This window comes from Methylobacterium platani, assembly GCF_001653715.1.
GTDB lineage: Bacteria > Pseudomonadota > Alphaproteobacteria > Rhizobiales > Beijerinckiaceae > Methylobacterium > Methylobacterium platani.
In genome coordinates this window covers 123,130-138,659 of record NZ_LWHQ01000027.1, presented here as the reverse complement: position 1 = coordinate 138,659, position 15,530 = coordinate 123,130, and the positions used below count along the sequence as shown (strand labels likewise).

The 15,530-nt window shown below is 71.6% G+C and carries 15 protein-coding genes; 10 read left to right on the top strand and 5 right to left on the bottom strand.

Annotated features, from left to right (window positions below):
* Positions 1-135: 135 nt before the first annotated feature.
* The 3 genes from A5481_RS15325 to hemH all read right to left on the bottom strand — a co-directional run bounded on the left by A5481_RS15325 (position 136) and on the right by hemH (position 2,660).
* Complete coding sequence (locus tag A5481_RS15325) at positions 136-915, bottom strand: SDR family oxidoreductase (protein ID WP_048433000.1); 780 nt, start codon at positions 913-915, stop codon at positions 136-138.
* 67 nt (positions 916-982) lie between these two features.
* Positions 983-1,525, bottom strand: coding sequence for a methylated-DNA--[protein]-cysteine S-methyltransferase (locus A5481_RS15320; protein WP_048432999.1), 543 nt, complete (start codon positions 1,523-1,525; stop codon positions 983-985).
* A gap of 58 nt (positions 1,526-1,583) precedes the next feature.
* A complete protein-coding gene (gene hemH / locus A5481_RS15315; protein ID WP_048432998.1) occupies positions 1,584-2,660 on the bottom strand; it encodes a ferrochelatase in 1,077 nt (358 codons plus the stop codon).
* A gap of 210 nt (positions 2,661-2,870) precedes the next feature.
* On the opposite strand from hemH, the gene A5481_RS15310 reads away from it, so the two are divergent.
* Together A5481_RS15310 and ung are read left to right on the top strand one after the other, a co-directional pair.
* The gene (locus A5481_RS15310; protein WP_048433028.1) at positions 2,871-4,394 is read left to right on the top strand and encodes a bifunctional metallophosphatase/5'-nucleotidase; all 1,524 of its coding nucleotides are present in this window, start codon (positions 2,871-2,873) and stop codon (positions 4,392-4,394) included.
* Between the two features lie 6 nt (positions 4,395-4,400).
* The gene (gene ung / locus A5481_RS15305; protein WP_048432997.1) at positions 4,401-5,105 is read left to right on the top strand and encodes a uracil-DNA glycosylase; all 705 of its coding nucleotides are present in this window, start codon (positions 4,401-4,403) and stop codon (positions 5,103-5,105) included.
* Positions 5,106-5,329: 224 nt separating this feature from the next.
* Here ung and A5481_RS15300 read toward each other — a convergent pair whose 3' ends face one another.
* Positions 5,330-6,457 carry an ABC transporter substrate-binding protein gene (locus tag A5481_RS15300; protein WP_048432996.1) on the bottom strand — a complete coding sequence of 376 codons (1,128 nt, stop codon included), beginning with the start codon at positions 6,455-6,457 and terminating at the stop codon, positions 5,330-5,332.
* Between the two features lie 81 nt (positions 6,458-6,538).
* On the bottom strand, positions 6,539-7,084 hold the full coding sequence (locus A5481_RS15295) for an Lrp/AsnC family transcriptional regulator (protein ID WP_048432995.1): 546 nt from the start codon (positions 7,082-7,084) through the stop codon (positions 6,539-6,541).
* Positions 7,085-7,187: 103 nt separating this feature from the next.
* Between A5481_RS15295 and A5481_RS33545 the strand changes: the two genes are divergently transcribed.
* From A5481_RS33545 to A5481_RS15260, 8 genes are all read left to right on the top strand, one after another.
* On the top strand, positions 7,188-7,328 hold the full coding sequence (locus A5481_RS33545) for a hypothetical protein (RefSeq protein WP_156311780.1): 141 nt from the start codon (positions 7,188-7,190) through the stop codon (positions 7,326-7,328).
* A 59-nt stretch (positions 7,329-7,387) separates the two neighbouring features.
* A complete protein-coding gene (locus tag A5481_RS15290) occupies positions 7,388-8,635 on the top strand; it encodes a 3-methyl-2-oxobutanoate dehydrogenase (2-methylpropanoyl-transferring) subunit alpha (protein WP_048432994.1) in 1,248 nt (415 codons plus the stop codon).
* A gap of 1 nt (position 8,636) precedes the next feature.
* Positions 8,637-9,650, top strand: a complete 1,014-nt coding sequence (locus A5481_RS15285; RefSeq protein ID WP_064504023.1) for an alpha-ketoacid dehydrogenase subunit beta — start codon at positions 8,637-8,639, stop codon at positions 9,648-9,650.
* 3 nt (positions 9,651-9,653) lie between these two features.
* Positions 9,654-11,036: a dihydrolipoamide acetyltransferase family protein gene (locus A5481_RS15280; protein WP_064504021.1), complete on the top strand. Its 1,383-nt coding sequence runs from the start codon at positions 9,654-9,656 to the stop codon at positions 11,034-11,036.
* Between the two features lie 3 nt (positions 11,037-11,039).
* On the top strand, positions 11,040-12,428 hold the full coding sequence (gene lpdA, locus A5481_RS15275) for a dihydrolipoyl dehydrogenase (RefSeq protein WP_048432807.1): 1,389 nt from the start codon (positions 11,040-11,042) through the stop codon (positions 12,426-12,428).
* Positions 12,429-12,547: 119 nt separating this feature from the next.
* On the top strand, positions 12,548-12,871 hold the full coding sequence (locus A5481_RS15270) for a hypothetical protein (protein WP_048432806.1): 324 nt from the start codon (positions 12,548-12,550) through the stop codon (positions 12,869-12,871).
* Positions 12,872-13,025: 154 nt separating this feature from the next.
* Complete coding sequence (locus tag A5481_RS15265) at positions 13,026-14,069, top strand: hypothetical protein (protein ID WP_048432805.1); 1,044 nt, start codon at positions 13,026-13,028, stop codon at positions 14,067-14,069.
* A gap of 631 nt (positions 14,070-14,700) precedes the next feature.
* Entirely contained in the window at positions 14,701-15,483 is a 783-nt protein-coding gene (locus A5481_RS15260) for a hypothetical protein (protein WP_156311765.1), read from the top strand.
* The last annotated feature ends 47 nt before the right edge of the window (positions 15,484-15,530 follow it).

Sequence of the window (15,530 nt, the reverse complement as noted above, 5' to 3'; positions counted from 1 at the left end):
GGGCACCCTCCCCCGCAGAGGGGGGAGGGCTCATGCTCTCGGCTGTCGCTCGTGCACCCGCACCCGCGCTGCTGCTGTGTCGTGGACTATGACTCCGCGGTCCTTGGACCGTGACGGGCATTCCGCGGAGTTCAATCACCCCGGGCTCGCCGCCGATCCGGCCAGCAGGCCCCCATCCAGGTTCAGCTCCGCCGCCGTCATGTAGGCCGCCTCGTCCGAGGCCAGCATCGTCGCCACCGCCGCCACCTCCTCCGGGGTCCCGAAGCGCTTGAGCGGCGTGTCGGCGACGAGGGCCGCCATCCGGGCTTCACGCCCGGGCCCCTCCCCCAGCATCGGCTCCCAGATCGGCGTCAGGATGGCCGCCGGGTGGATCGAGTTGCAGCGGATCGCCCAGCCTTGCTGCGCGCAGTAGAGCGCCACGCTCTTGGTGTGGTTGCGGATCGCGGCCTTGGACGAGGCGTAGGCCGCCGCGGCCGGGATCCCGACGAGGCCGGAGCGCGACGAGACGTTGATGATCGAACCGGTACCGCGGTCCTTCATCGCGCGGATCGCGTAGCGGCAGCCGAGGAAGGTGCCGTCGAGGTTGACGCGGTGGACCGCCCGCCAGTCCTCCAGGGTCGCGTGCTCGGGATCGTGGGGGACCGGACCGGCCTCGAAGCCGGTGATGCCGGCATTGTTGACGACCACATCGACCTCCGGGACGAGGTCGCCCAAGCGCAGCCAGTCCTCCTCGCGGGAGACGTCGAGCCGGACGAACCGCGCCCCGATCTCCGCGGCGGTCGCCGCGCCGGCCGACTCGTCGATGTCGGTGACGATCACCGCGCCGCCCTCCCGGCGGAAGCGGGCCGCGATGGCGCGGCCGATGCCGCGGGCGGCGCCGGTGACGAGGCAGGTCTTGCCGGTCAGTCGCTGCATGGTGGTCTCGCGCGTCGTGGTCGGGGACGTGACCCTACGAAATCATCCGTCTGCGGGCCATCCGGCCTCACCCCAGATCCAGCCGCCCCTGCCGCCCGCCGAGCGTCGCGCCCTCGTGCGCCAGGAGCCACTGCTTGCGATGAAGCCCGCCGCCATAGCCGGTCAGGCTGTCGTTGGCCCCGATCACCCGGTGGCACGGCACCACGAGGCCGACCGGGTTGGCGCCGTTGGCAAGGCCCACCGCCCGCACGGCCTTGTCGCGGCCCAGCCGCTGCGCGAGCGCGCCGTAGCTCAGAGTCGTACCGGCCGGGATGTCGCGCAGGGCCGCCCAGACCTCGCGCTGGAAGGCGGTGCCGTTATGCCGGACCGGCAGCCGGTCGATGGCGCCGAGATCGCCGGTGAAATAGGCCGTGAGCGGATCATGGATCGCCGGCGGCACGGCGGCGTCCCGTAAGGAGAAGGCGGTGCCGTAATGCAGCCGCAGCAGGCGCCGCATCCTCTCCTCGTGGTCCGACCAGTCGAGGGCGCGTAAAGCCGCGTCCTCGTCGAAGACCAGCAGCATCGTGCCGATCGGGGTCGGCAGGGTGCCGAGGAGAAAGGTCGGGCTCATGCCCGAGCTTAACCCCGGCGTGAGGCCGCCGCGACGGGCGCGGCGGCCCGTCCACCGCTCAGTCGATCCAGCCCTTCAGCTCGCGGGCGACGACGTGCTCGATCACCCGCATGCCCTCCGGGCCGTCGTTGAGGCAGGGCAGGTAGGCGAAGTGCGTGCCGCCGCCCTCCTCGAAATAGTGCCGGTTCTCGCCGTCGAGCTCCTCCAGGGTCTCGAGGCAGTCGGCGGTGAAGCCCGGCGCCACGATGGCGAGGCGCTTCACGCCTTGGGCCGCCAACTCCTTCACGGTCTCGTCGGTATAGGGCTTCAGCCATTCCTCGTTGCCGAAGCGCGACTGGAAGGTCGTGCGCATCCGCTCGGGCGAGTAGCCGAGCGCCTCGCGGATCAGCCGGCCGGTCTTCACGCACTGGCAGTGATAGGGATCGCCCTTCATCAGGTACGATTTCGGGACGCCGTGGAACGAGGTGAGGATGACCTCGGGCTCGAAGTCGAGGGCGGCGAGGTCGCGCCGGATCGCGCTCGCCACCGCCTCGATGTAGACCGGGTCGTCGTGGTAGGGCGGCGAGACCCGCACGGTCGGCTGCCAGCGCATCTTCATCAAGGCCCGGAACGCCTGGTCGCAGGCGGTGGCCGAGGTCGCGGCGGCGTATTGGGGATAGAGCGGTACCAGGAGGATGCGGTCGCAGCCCTGGTCGAGCAGGGCCTGGATGCGCTGGTCGACCTCCGGCTTGCCGTAGCGCATCGCCCAGTCGACCACGACCTTGTCGCCCATCGCCGCCTGCAGCTTCTCCGCTTGGCCGCGGGTGATGGTCTTGAGCGGGCCTTCGTCCCGCTCGGTGTTCCAGACCGAGGCGTAGTCGCGCCCCTTCGGGCCGGGGCGCTTGGTCAGGATGACGAGGTTGAGGAGCGGCCACCAGATCGCGCGCGGCACCTCGATCACCCGCCGGTCGGACAGGAACTCCTTGAGGTAGCGGCGCATCGGCCAGTAGCTCGTGCCCTCCGGCGTGCCGAGATTCATCAGGAGCACGCCGACCCGGCCCCAGCGCACGGCCGGGTGGGCGGCCGGGAGAGCGCCCGCCTGTCCGACGGGGGTGGCGCCGCGGGCGAGCGCGGCGTTCGGGGTCACCTCGTTCATGGTCGTCCGGTCTGCTCTTCTGGGGGACCCGGAGGATGGCGCGCTCGGGCCCGGCTGTCTTCGCGTCGCGTGGCCGTCTACATAGCGCAAAGGCAGCCCGAACCAACGTGTCGTGACGCTGCACCGCGGTGCGCGGGCGACATCCGGCGGTCAAGATGAGCGTGAGACATGGATGTCCCGGGCGCCCTCTCGCCCCTTCCGGAGCCCCGCATGACCGCGCCCAGCCGCCGCCAGACCCTCGCCCTCGGCCTCGGCGCCGGCCTCGCGGGGCTGACGGCTGCGCCGGCCGCCGCGCGGGGGCCGGACGTCGATTTCACCCTGGTCCTCGTCAACGACATCTACCGCATGGGCGCGGTCGACGGCCGCGGCGGCTTCCCGAAGCTCGCGGCAGTGGTCAAGGCCGAGCGGGCCAGGATCGACCAGGGGACGAGCCGGCCGGTCCTGGTCTGTCATGCCGGCGACACCCTGTCGCCCTCGCTGATGTCGGGCATCGACAAGGGCCGCCACATCATCGCGCTCACCAACCTCATCAGGCCCGACGTGTTCGTGCCGGGCAACCACGAGTTCGATTTCGGCCAGGAGGTCTACCTCGAGCGGATGCGGGCGGCGACCTTTCCGGTCTTCGCCGCCAACCTGCGCCGGGCCGACGGCACGCCGGTGCCTGGCACGAGCGAATCGACCGTGCTGACGATCGGCGGGATCAGGCTCGGGGTGGTCGGCCTCGCGCTGCCCGAGACGCCGGCGAAATCGCAATCCGGCGACTGGGTGTTCGCGCCCGCGGTGGCGACGCTCGCCCGCGAGGCGGCCGCCTTGCGGGCGGCGGGGGCCGAGATGGTGCTGGTCGTCACCCATACCGACCGGGCGACCGACGACGCCCTGGTGGCGAGCCGCCACGCCGACATCGTCCTGTCGGGCCACGACCACGACCTGGCGCTCCGCTACGACGGCCGCACGGTCTTCGCCGAATCCGGCCACGACGCCGAGTACGTCACGGCGATCGACATCAAGGCGGAGGGGAGCGGCAAGGCCCTGACCTGGACCGCCGCCTTCCGCATCCACGACACAGCCGGGATCGAGCCCGACCCCGAGGTGCTGGCGGTGGTCCAGCGACAGGAGGCGGAACTTGCCCGCGAGCTCGACGTGCCGCTCGGCCGGGTGACCAACGCGCTGGACACCCGCATCGATACCGTGCGCCGGGGCGAGGCGGCCTTCGGCGACCTCGTGGCGGACGCGCTCCGCCACGCCGCCGAGGCCGAGATCGGCCTGATGAACGGCGGCGGCATCCGCGGCAACCGGACCTACCCGGCCGACAGCGAGCTGACCCGCCGCGACGTGCTGACCGAGCTGCCCTTCGGCAACACCTCGGTGCTGGTCAGGATCACCGGCGCCCGGGTGCGCGCCGCCCTCGAGAACGGATTCGCCGAGATCGGCCGCTCGGCCGGTCGCTTCCCGCAGGTGTCGGGGATGACCGTCACGGTCGATGCCGCCGCGCCGGTCGGCCGCCGGGTGACGGAGGTCCGCGTCGGCGAGGCGCCCCTCGACCCCGCCCGGACCTACACGGTGGCGGCCAACGATTTCATGCTCGCCGGCGGCAACGATTACGGGATGCTGGCGGACGGCAAGACCCTGGTCGGCGCGACCGACGGCACGCTCGTCGCCAACGTGGTCATGTCCTACATCCGCGCCAACGCGCCTCTCACCGTCGAGACAGGGCGCCTCACCATCCGCCCCTGAGGTTCGATGCCGACCGACGACTCCGTGGCGGGCGCCCTCGCCCGCTTCCGCGCCAGCCGCTCGCCCTGGCTCACCCTGCCGTTCTTCCAGGACGGCCACGCCGAGCACGTGGCGGCGGCGGTCGATGCCCGCCGGGAGGCCGGCGCCCGGGTGCTGCCGGCGCCGGAGAACATCTTCAACGCGCTCACGCTGACGCCGCTGGATCAGGTCCGCGCGGTGATCCTCGGCCAGGACCCCTACCCGACGCCCGGCGATGCCCACGGCCTCGCCTTCTCCTACGTCGGCGGGCGCCGGCTGCCGGCCTCGCTGAAGGTGATCCTCGCCGAGATGGCGGAGGAGACCGGCGCCCCCGTGCCGACCTCCGGCGACCTGACGCCGTGGGCGCGCCAGGGCGTGCTGCTCCTCAACTCCGCGCTGACCGTCGAGGCGGGCAAGTCGGGCGCGCATCTGAAGCTCGGCTGGTCGGCGCTCACCGACCAGGCGGTCCAGGCGGTCTCGGCCGAGCGCCCGGCGGTCGCCTTCCTGCTCTGGGGCGCCCCGGCCCGCCAGCGCGCCGCGCTGATCGACGGGACGAAGCACCTCGTGCTGGAATCGGGCCATCCCTCGCCGCTCAACCGCAAGGCCGATTTCCGCGGCAGCCGGCCGTTCGGGCAGGCCAATGCGTGGCTGGAGGAGAAGGGGCTGGCGCCGATCGACTGGCGGCTGGGGTAACGTATTGTCGGGGTCCGCCGGCCATTCCGACACCCTCGATGTCATCCCGGGGCCGCGCAGCGGCACCCGGGATCCATCACCGCCGACGATACACGGGGGAAGTGGAACACGCATCGGCCGATCCGCGAACCTCGGCGGTCATGGATCCCGGGTTCCCGCCTGCGGCGAGCCCCGGGATGACCACGGGGCACCGAAACAGGCGCCCGAAGCAAGAACCCGGTGATCTACTTCTCGAACTCCACCCGCTTGATGAACTTCACCGCCCCGCGCTCGTTGCGCACCACGTTGTAGCCGTGCAGCCCGTCGCCGTTGGCGTCGAAGTCGTACATCCCCTCGGCGCCCTGGACGCCCTTGGTGGCCAGGAGCGCGTCGCGGATCCTGCCCGGCTCGGTGCTGCCGGCCCGGTTGATCGCCCGGGACAGGAGCGTCACCGCGTCGTAGGCCCAGGCTGAGAAGAAGTCGGGCGCCGCCTTGTAGGCGGCCTCGTATCTCTCGGCGTAGGCCTTCGCCACCGGGTTGGCGTCGCGGTGGAAGTCGGAGGCCGCGTAGGCGCCCTCCAGCGCCGCGCCCGCGAGCTTGAGCGCGGTGGCGCTCGACGTGGTCGACGAGCCGACCCAGTCGATGGCGACGCCGAGCTGGCGCAGCTGCCGGGCGAAGATGCCCTGGTCGGTCTCGAACGGGATGTAGGTGCCGAGCACGTCGGCGCCGGATTGCTTCACCGCGAGCGCGACCGCGGTAAAGTCCTGCGAGTTGTTGGGGAAGGCCTGGACCACCACCGGTTCGATCCCCTGCTCCTTCAGTGCGGCGGCGAGGTTGCGCATGCCGCTGGTGCCGAAGGTGTCGCTCGAATGGACCAGCGCCCATTTGCGCCGGTTCAGGGTCTTCACGCCGAATTCCGCGATCACGCGGGCGGAGTAGCGGTCGTTCGGCCGGAAGCGGAACAGCCAGGGATTGCCGGCGGCGGTGAGCTGCGGGTCGGTGCCGCCGATCATCGCGGGCTTGCCCGTCCGGGCGACGTCGGGGGCGATGGCCTGGACCTGCGTGCTGCGCACCGGCGCGATGAAGGCCGGCAGCGCCGAATCGGCCGCGAGCTTGCTGAAGGCCAGGACGGCGCCCGGATTGGTGCTCTGGTCGTCCTGGATCACGAAGTCGAGCGGCCGGCCGAGCACGCCGCCGGCCTTGTTGACCTCCTCGGCGGCGAGTCTCGCCCCCTGCACGAGGTACTTGCCGGATTCGGCGCCCGGCCCGGTGATCGCCGCGGCGATGCCGATCCGGAGCGGCTCGACGGCGTGGGCGGGGGCAAGGCCCACGGAGAGAAGCACGGCGGAGATCAGCGTCGCGCGACGGTTCATGGCGTCCTCCCGGCATTTTGCGGCCAGCTTAGCGCCTGCCGGCCGGCCGACAATCGCCGATCAGAAGCGAGGGATGCCGCGTCAGGGCTGCCGGGCGATCGCCACCGGATCGACCGAGACCTCCTGCTTCAGGGTGCGGAGTGCGAAGACCGAGCGCGACTGGCGGATGCCGCGGATCCGGTAGAGCTTCTCGCGCAGGAAGCGCTCGTAATGGGCGGTGCCGCTGACCGCGACCTTGATCATGTAGTCGTATTCGCCGCTCACCAGATGCGCCTCCAGCACCTCCGGGATGCGCAGGATCTCGGTGCCGAAGGCCTCCAGCACCGAATCGTCGTGCTTGTCGAGCGTGACCTCGACGAAGACCACGTCGGGCAGGCCGAGCGCCCGGTGGTCGAGCAGCGCGACGTAGTCGCGGATCAGCCCCGCCTCCTCCAGCCGCCGCAGCCGCGTCCAGCAGGGCGATTGCGACAGCCCGACCCGCTCGGCGAGGGCCGCGATGGTCAGCCGGCCGTCGGCCCTCAGCGCACCCAGGATCTTCCGGTCGATCTCGTCGAGCCGGTGCGGCTCGGCGCCCCTCTCCCCCGCCCGCCCAGAACGCCTGTTCGGCGTCTCCGCCTTCGATGCCATCGCGTGTTCTCCGAAGAGCCGCTTTAGCGGCGAAAATCGGCGAGGACCATCCGGGCGGACCGGGCTACAGTCGCGGGACAACAAGCGTCGCGGGAGGACGCGCATGGCTCGTGACAAGGGGCACTCCGTCGAGATCCGGGCCCGGATCGCGCCGATCGTCGAGGGCGCGACGCGCCTGCCCGGCGACGTCGCGCGCACCGTCGCACCGGTCCGCAGCCTCGCCGCACGCCGTCCCTCCGCCTGATCCGCCGGTCATCTCCAAAAAAACCGTCCGCGCCCCCTCAGCCGCAAGGGCCTCCCCCGATGCCGCCAGACGTCCCGAGCCTTCACGCTCCCTTAAGCCTCCACGTCCCCGAGCCGGCCGTCCGCCCGGGCGGCAATCCGAGCTTCTCCGACCTCGACATCCCGGAGGCCGGCGCGGTCCGCCGGCCGGAGGTCGACGTCGCGGCGGCCGAGATCCGCGACCTCGCCTACACGCTGATCCGGGTGCTGGATTCCGAGGGGCGTGCGGTCGGTCCCTGGGCCGGCTCGCTCACCGACGAGGAATTGCTCGCCGGGCTTCGCGACATGATGAAGCTGCGCGCCTTCGATGCCCGGATGCTGATGGCCCAGCGCCAGGGCAAGACCTCGTTCTACATGCAGCATCTCGGCGAGGAGGCGGTGAGCACCGCCTTCCGCCGGGCGCTCGAGCCCGGCGACATGAACTTCCCGACCTACCGGCAGGCGGGATTGCTGATCGCCGGCGGCTATCCGCTCGTCGACATGATGTGCCAGATCTACTCGAACGAGAACGATCCGCTGCACGGCCGGCAATTGCCGGTGATGTACTCGTCGAAGGAGCACGGCTTCTTCTCGATCTCCGGCAACCTCGCGACCCAGTACGTCCAGGCGGTCGGCTGGGCGATGGCCTCGGCGATCAAGAACGATAGCAAGATCGCCGCCGCCTGGATCGGCGACGGCTCGACCGCCGAATCCGACTTCCACGCCGCGCTCGTCTTCGCCTCGACCTACCGGGCGCCGGTGGTGCTCAACGTCGTCAACAATCAGTGGGCGATCTCGACCTTCCAGGGCTTTGCCCGCGGCGGCTCCTCGACCTTCGCGGCCCGCGGCCACGGCTTCGGGATCCCGGCGCTCCGCGTCGACGGCAACGACTACCTCGCCGTCCACGCGGTGGCGAAATGGGCGACGGAGCGGGCGCGGCGCAATCTCGGGCCGACGATCGTCGAGTACGTCACCTACCGGGCCGGCGCGCATTCCACCTCCGACGACCCCTCCGCCTACCGGCCGAAGACCGAATTCGACGCCTGGCCGCTCGGCGATCCCGTCGCGCGCCTGAAGAACCACCTCATCGCCCGCGGCGCTTGGTCGGAGGAGCGCCACCGCCAGGGCGAGGCCGAGATCCTCGACGAGGTGGTGGCGGCGCAGCGCGAGGCCGAGACCCACGGCACCCTGCATGCCGGCGGCAAGCCGTCCCCGCGCGACATGTTCGAAGGAGTCTTCGCCGAGATGCCCCCTCACCTGCGCCGCCAGCGCCAGCAGGCGGGGTACTGACATGCCGCGCCGCACGATGATCGAGGCCATCCGCGACGCGATGGCCGTGGCGATGAAGCGCGACGACGACGTGGTCGTGTTCGGGGAGGATGTCGGCTATTTCGGCGGCGTCTTCCGCTGTACCCAAGGCTTGCAAGCGCGGTTCGGCAAGAGCCGCTGCTTCGATGCGCCGATCAGCGAACTCGGCATCGTCGGCGCCGCCGTCGGCATGGCGGCCTACGGCCTGAAGCCCTGCGTCGAGATCCAGTTCGCCGATTACATGTACCCGGCCTACGACCAGATCGTGTCCGAGGCCGCGCGCCTGCGCTACCGCTCGGGCGGCCAGTTCACCGCCCCGATGGTGGTGCGGATGCCGACGGGCGGGGGCATCTTCGGCGGCCAGACCCACAGCCAGAGCCCCGAGGCCCTGTTCACCCACGTGGCGGGCCTGAAGACCGTGGTGCCGTCGAACCCCTACGACGCCAAGGGCCTGCTGATCGCCGCGATCGAGGATCCCGACCCGGTGATCTTCCTGGAGCCGAAGCGCCTCTACAACGGCCCCTTCGACGGCCACCACGACCGCCCCGTGACCCCGTGGGCCCGCCACGACCTCGGCGAGGTGCCGGACGGGCACTACACCGTGCCGCTCGGCAAGGCGGCGATCCGGCGCGAGGGGTCGGCCGTCACGGTGCTGGCCTACGGCACCATCGTGCACGTCGCCGAGGCCGCGGCCGCCGAGACGGGAATCGACGCCGAGATCGTCGACCTGCGCACGCTGCTCCCCCTCGACATGGAGACGATCGAGGCCTCGGTGCGCAAGACCGGGCGCTGCGTCATCGCCCACGAGGCGACGCTGACCTCGGGCTTCGGCGCCGAGCTCGCGGCGCTCGTGCAGGAGACCTGCTTCTATCACCTCGAAGCGCCGATCGTCCGGGTCGCGGGCTGGGACACGCCCTACCCGCACGCCCAGGAATGGGCCTACTTCCCGGGTCCCGAGCGCGTCGGCCGGGCCCTTCGCGCCGCGCTGGAGGGCTGAGCCATGGGTTTCCGCATCGTCAAGCTCCCGGATATCGGCGAGGGCGTGGCCGAGGCCGAGGTCTCGGCCTGGCACGTCAAGGTCGGCGACGTGGTCCGCGAGGACCAGCCGCTCGCCGACGTGATGACCGACAAGGCCACCGTCGAGATCCCCTCGCCGGTGAGCGGCACGGTCGCGGCGCTCGGCGCCGAGGCCGGCCAGATGCTGGCGGTCGGCGCCGAGCTGGTGCGTCTCGAGATCGAGGGCGGGGATGCCGGGCCCCAGGCCGCGGCGCCCGAAGCCGGTGTCGCGGTGGCGCCCGAGGTCGCGAGGGCCCAGGACGCGGCGTCCGGCCGACCCGTCGCCGCCCTGGTCCCGGCCGCCGACGGCCTGGAGCCGGCGCAGCCCGCGCCCGCCCCGCCCTCCGCCGCGGCGGCGAAGCCGGCCGAGCCGGCGAGGCCCGCACCGGCAAAGCCTGCGGCCCCGCGCCCTGCATCGCCCCCCTCCTCCGGCCCGCCCCGCCCCGCGGGCGAGAAGCCGGTCGCCTCCCCGGCCGTGCGCCGGCGGGCGCTGGAATCCGGCATCGACCTGCGCCAGGTCCGCGGCACCGGTCCGGCCGGCCGCATCGGCCACGACGACCTCGACGCCTACCTCGACGCCCCGCCCGAGGATGCGGCCCCCGCTCCCGCCGGCCGGGTCGCCCGCACGGCGGTGGAGGAGATCAAGGTCATTGGGCTCCGCCGGCGCATCGCCCAGCGCATGGCCGACGCCAAGCGCCGCGTCGCCCACTTCTCCTACGTCGAGGAAGTGGACGTGACGGCCGTGGAGGAGTTGCGCGCCGCCCTCAACCAGCGCCACGGCGCGAGCCGGCCGAAGCTGACCCTGATCCCGTTCCTGGTCCAGGCGCTGGTGCGCAGCCTTCCGGACTTCCCGCAGATGAACGCGCATTACGACGACGAGGCGGAGGTGATCCACCGCCATGCCGGCATCCATGTCGGCATCGCGACGCAGACCCCGTCCGGCCTGATGGTGCCGGTGCTGCGCCACGCCGAGACCCGCGACGTCTGGAACTCGGCGGCCGAGGTGCGCCGCCTGGCGGAAGCTGCCCGCAACGGGCTGGCGGCCCGGGATGAATTGTCGGGCTCGACCATCACCATCACGTCGCTCGGCGCGCTCGGCGGCATCGTGACCACGCCGGTGATCAACCGGCCGGAGGTCGCGATCATCGGCGTCAACAAGCAGGTGATGCGGCCGGTCTGGCGCGACGGCGCCTTCGTGCCGCGCCTGACGATGAACCTCTCGGCGTCCTTCGACCACCGGGTGGTGGACGGCTACGACGCCGCCCTGTTCGTGCAGGCCCTCAAAGGCCTGCTCGAGACGCCCGCGACCCTGTTCATGGAGGCCTGATCGTTGAGCGAGATCACCACCAAGCTCCTGGTGCTCGGCGGCGGCCCGGGCGGCTACGTCGCGGCGATCCGCGCCGGCCAGCACGGCATCGACACCGTGCTGGTCGAGGAGAACCGCTTGGGCGGCACCTGCCTCAATGTCGGCTGCATCCCCTCGAAGGCGATGATCCACGCGGCCGAGGCCTATCACGCGGCGTTTCTGCAAGCCGGGGACGCCTCGCCCTTCGGCCTCTCGGCCGGGCCGCCGCGCCTCGACTTCTCCCGCACGGTCGCCTGGAAGGACGGCATCGTCGGGCGGCTCAACACCGGGGTGGCCTCGCTGTTGAAGCGCGGCGGCGTCAAGATCCTGCGCGGGCGCGGCACCATGGTCGACGGCAAGACCTGCCTCGTCGAGACCGATACCGGTCCCGAACGGGTGCGGGCCGAGCACGTCATCCTGGCCACCGGCTCGGTCCCGGCGGCGCTCCCCCACCTGCCCTTCGGCGGGCGGGTGATCTCCTCGACCGAGGCGCTTTCATTACCGAAGGTCCCCGCCACCATGGCGGTGGTCGGCGCCGGCTATATCGGGCTTGAGCTCGGCACCGCCTTCGCCAAGCTCGGCGCCAAGGTGACGGTGGTCGAGATGGCCGAGCGGATCCTGCCGGCCTACGATGCCGAGCTGACCCGGCCGGTGGCGCGGCGCCTCGGGGCGCTCGGGATCGAGGTTCTGCTCGGCGCGAAGGCGACCGGGCTCTCGGGCGACGCGCTCGCCGTCGAGGTCGGCGGCGAAGCGCGAACGATCCCGGCCGAGGTGATCCTGGTCGCGGTCGGCCGCAAGGCGCGGACGGGGGATCTCGGGTTAGAGCGGCTCGACCTCGACATGAGCGGGCCATTCATCCGCATCGACGAGCGCTGCGCCACCTCGATGCGTAACGTCTGGGCGGTCGGCGACGTCACCGGCGAGCCGATGCTGGCCCACCGCGCCATGGCGCAGGGCGAGATGGTGGCCGACCTCGTGGCCGGCCGCCGCCGCGCCTTCCACAAGGTGGCGATCCCCGCCGTCTGCTTCACCGATCCGGAGGTGGTGTCGGCCGGTCTCTCGCCGGACGAGGCGCGGAACGCGGGTCACGAGATCCGCACCGGCCTCTTCCCCTTCGCCGCCAACGGCCGCGCCATGACGCTCGGGGCCGAGGACGGCTTCGTGCGGGTGACAGCGCGGGCCGACAATCACCTCATCCTGGGCATCCAGGCGGTCGGCGCCGGGGTCTCGGAATTGGCGGCGGGGTTCGGCCTCGCCCTGGAGATGGGCGCACGGCTGGAGGACGTCGCCGGCACGATCCACGCCCACCCGACCCTCGGCGAGGTCTTCCACGAGGCGAACCTGCGGGCGCTCGGGGAAGCCCTGCACATCTGAGGCGCGTCCGGCAGGGCGCGCGATCCGGGGCGCGTCCCTCCTTGCGCCGTCCCTTGGCCTCGTGAATCCCCGTCTGATATGGGAGACCATCGCCCTTCCGGGCCGCGGAGGGACGAGAGTTGAGCGAGAAGAAGCGTCGGGCCACGGCCGCGGAGATCCGGGAGCGCGCCTTCGACGACGTCGTGGCGTGGCTCGAATACCGCGTCGCGGTCTGCCGCGACGGGCTGGAGCGCTACGCCGCCTCGCACGGCGCCGACAGCCGGGCCGTCGCGATGGAGCGCGCCGCGGCCTTCGAGGCCGAGCTGATCCTGCGCGAGATCGGCAAGCTGGCGCAGGTGCCGCCCCGCTCGGGGGCGTTCCGACAGGCGGCCGAGGCGCGCCGCCGCTTCGTCGCCGAGCAGGGCCGGAAGGCCGGCGAGGCGGTCGCGGCCGGCGAGGCCTGACGCTTCGTGAAGGCCGCAGTGTCGCGCCGGTCGATTGGCGGCGCGACGAAATTTCTCCCGCCATTCGAAGCGAAGCCATTGAACGACGTCTTGGCGGCGTGAAATACTGCGAAGACGGTTCGCACCGACGGGCCGCGACATCCGGAGGATCGCCATGACGGGCCTGGGCACGCTGCGCCTGGAGAAACTCGTTTCCGTGCTCGCCCTCTGTCTCGCGGCGCAAGGCGCCCGTGCCGAGGTGAAGACCGGCCCGGTTCTGATGCATTGGGGCCTGTGTGCGGCCTCGGGTGCCGTCCCCTATCCGGCCGGAAGCTTCGGCGACCGCTTCCTCGTGGTCGACGATGGGGACAACACCTTGCGCCTGTACCAGGCCGACGTGTCCGGCCCGCCCCTGCCGCTCAAGGGCGGCGACCTCGACGCGGCCCTCGCGGCGGGCGCCCGCGAGGAGCCGGCCGGGGCCGATCTCGAATCCCTGGCCTGGCTCGGCAACGACCTCGTGGTGATGGGCTCCCACGCCCGCGACGCCGACGGGCGCACCCGCGAGGCCTCGCGCCAGATGCTCGCCCTGTCGGTCGGCGGTGGCGCGACCGCGCCGGCAGTGACGCCGAAGGGCAAGGCGTTCACGGGCCTCGCCAAGGCGATCGCCGATCTCGACCCGCGGCTGTCCGAGCGCGTCGCCGTCGACCTCGCGGCCAAGCCCAGCCTCAGCCCGCGGCGGCGCGGCCTCGCCCTCGAGGGCCTGAGCCCGACCCCGGACGGGCGCGGCCTGCTCGTCGGCCTGCGCAACCCGCTCAACGCGGACAACGACGCCCTGGTGGTGCCGTTCGAGAACCCGGCCGAGGTGCTGGCCGGCGGCGCCGGCCCGAAGCTGGCCAAGCCGATCGCCCTCGACCTCAAGGGCCGCGGCATCCGCGACATCGCCTACGCGCCCGGGATCAAGGCCTATTTCCTGGTCGCCGGCGGCTCGGGCAGCGGCGGCGAGGCGGCCGACCTCTACCGCTGGTCGGGCCGGGCCGGCGAGGCGCCGACCCGCATCCCCGGCGTCGCCGAGGCCCTGGCGGCGCTTCCCGACTTCCAGCCCGAAGGCCTGATCGTCGCGGCCGACGGCAAGAAGGTCCAGCTCCTCAGCGACGACGGCGACATCTGCCCGGCGCGCAAGCCGCAGGGCTTCCGGAGCGTGGTGCTGGAGCTGGAGTGAGGGCACCGCGTCGGCCGCCTTCCGGCCGGCCGCTGGCACGATCTCCGCCCGCGTCCCGGCTCGGCCCGCGCGGGCCGAGCCGGGACGCGGCTTCGAGCACGGGATGGCGGGCCGATCGGTGGTTCGGGGCGCGCCGGACGCCCGGCGACCACCGGCGTAGTGATGCCCGGGGTCACGGTCGATCCACGATGGCCCCGCACGCGATCGGTCCGAACGGGACCCGAACCCGAAACGGCGATGTCCGGCTCATGCTGATGAGAGCCTGTTTGATGTCCGCAAAGGATTTTGTCCCGCTCCGGACCTTCATCATGAGGTGTTTTTCCCTTTGCAGGGAACTTCCCTCGAAGGTGGCGTCCAGCGGGGGCGGCGATCCCTGGAGCCCTCCTTCGAGGTCAGGCGATCGATATTCGACCGACACCTCAGGATGAGGGCATGGCTTGGACGAAATAAATTTTCGCGATAACTGTCTACTTGGGCAAAGCCGATTTATGATATCAATATTTGCCTATTTTTGTAAACATCCCTACAAAATTGTGTCACTGGCATTGATAACCCGTAACTGATTGAAAGCCCGCGAAGGCGAGCGCACCCTGTCCTGCCTGTGATCGACGCCGGGATGAGGGTCACTGCCATGCGCCATGCCATGATCGCCAGCATATTGGCTCTGTCCTGCGGGCTGCCCGCTTCCGCACAGACGCCCTTGCCGCCCGCCGAGACGCTGGGGATCTATTCCGGCGCCGCCGCCGAGACCCGGACGGTCCTCACGTTCAAGGTCGGCGACGACGTCGTGCAGAAGCTCCTGCCGGAGGGCTGGACGGTGGCGCCGATCGCGCAGGGACCGGCCAAGGGCGCCAACCTTTCCATCGTGTTCGCCGAGCGGCTGGCGACGGTCGATCCGTCCGGCAAGGCGGCCGGCGGCGAAGAGGCGACCGTCATCCTGTCGGTGCCGGCCAGGAAGGCCGACGAGACCGCCTTCGCCATCGTCGCGGCCTACAGCGACGCGGCGACCGCACCGGGCTTCTACAAGGTCGGCAAGCCGGCCAAGGTAAGTCTCGAGAGAGCGGTTCGCGTGACCAACCTGTCGGGCAAAGTGGAAGAGACGTGGTCGGTCGCGGGAGAGGCCGGCGAGCGGATCGACTTCCGGATCGGCTACGAGCGCCTGCAGCCGGGCCGCGCACAGTTCGATTCCCGCAACGTCTCGGCGGCCGACGGGCAGGTGCGTCGCACCTACCGCATCGACCAGGGACTCGTCGTCCTGGCGAGCACCCCGAACGGAGTCGACAAGACCACCGGGCTGACCTTCCGGGCGACGGGCGGTCTCCCCGGCACGCTCTTCGACGGATCGCAGCAGCTGGTCAGCGCCGTCTCGCTCCCCTGGTATTCACGGCAATTGTACGTGCCGGCGAGCCAGTGAGCGGGGCCGGCGCCGCGCGCGAGCCGGACGGCGCGCACGGCGCCGGG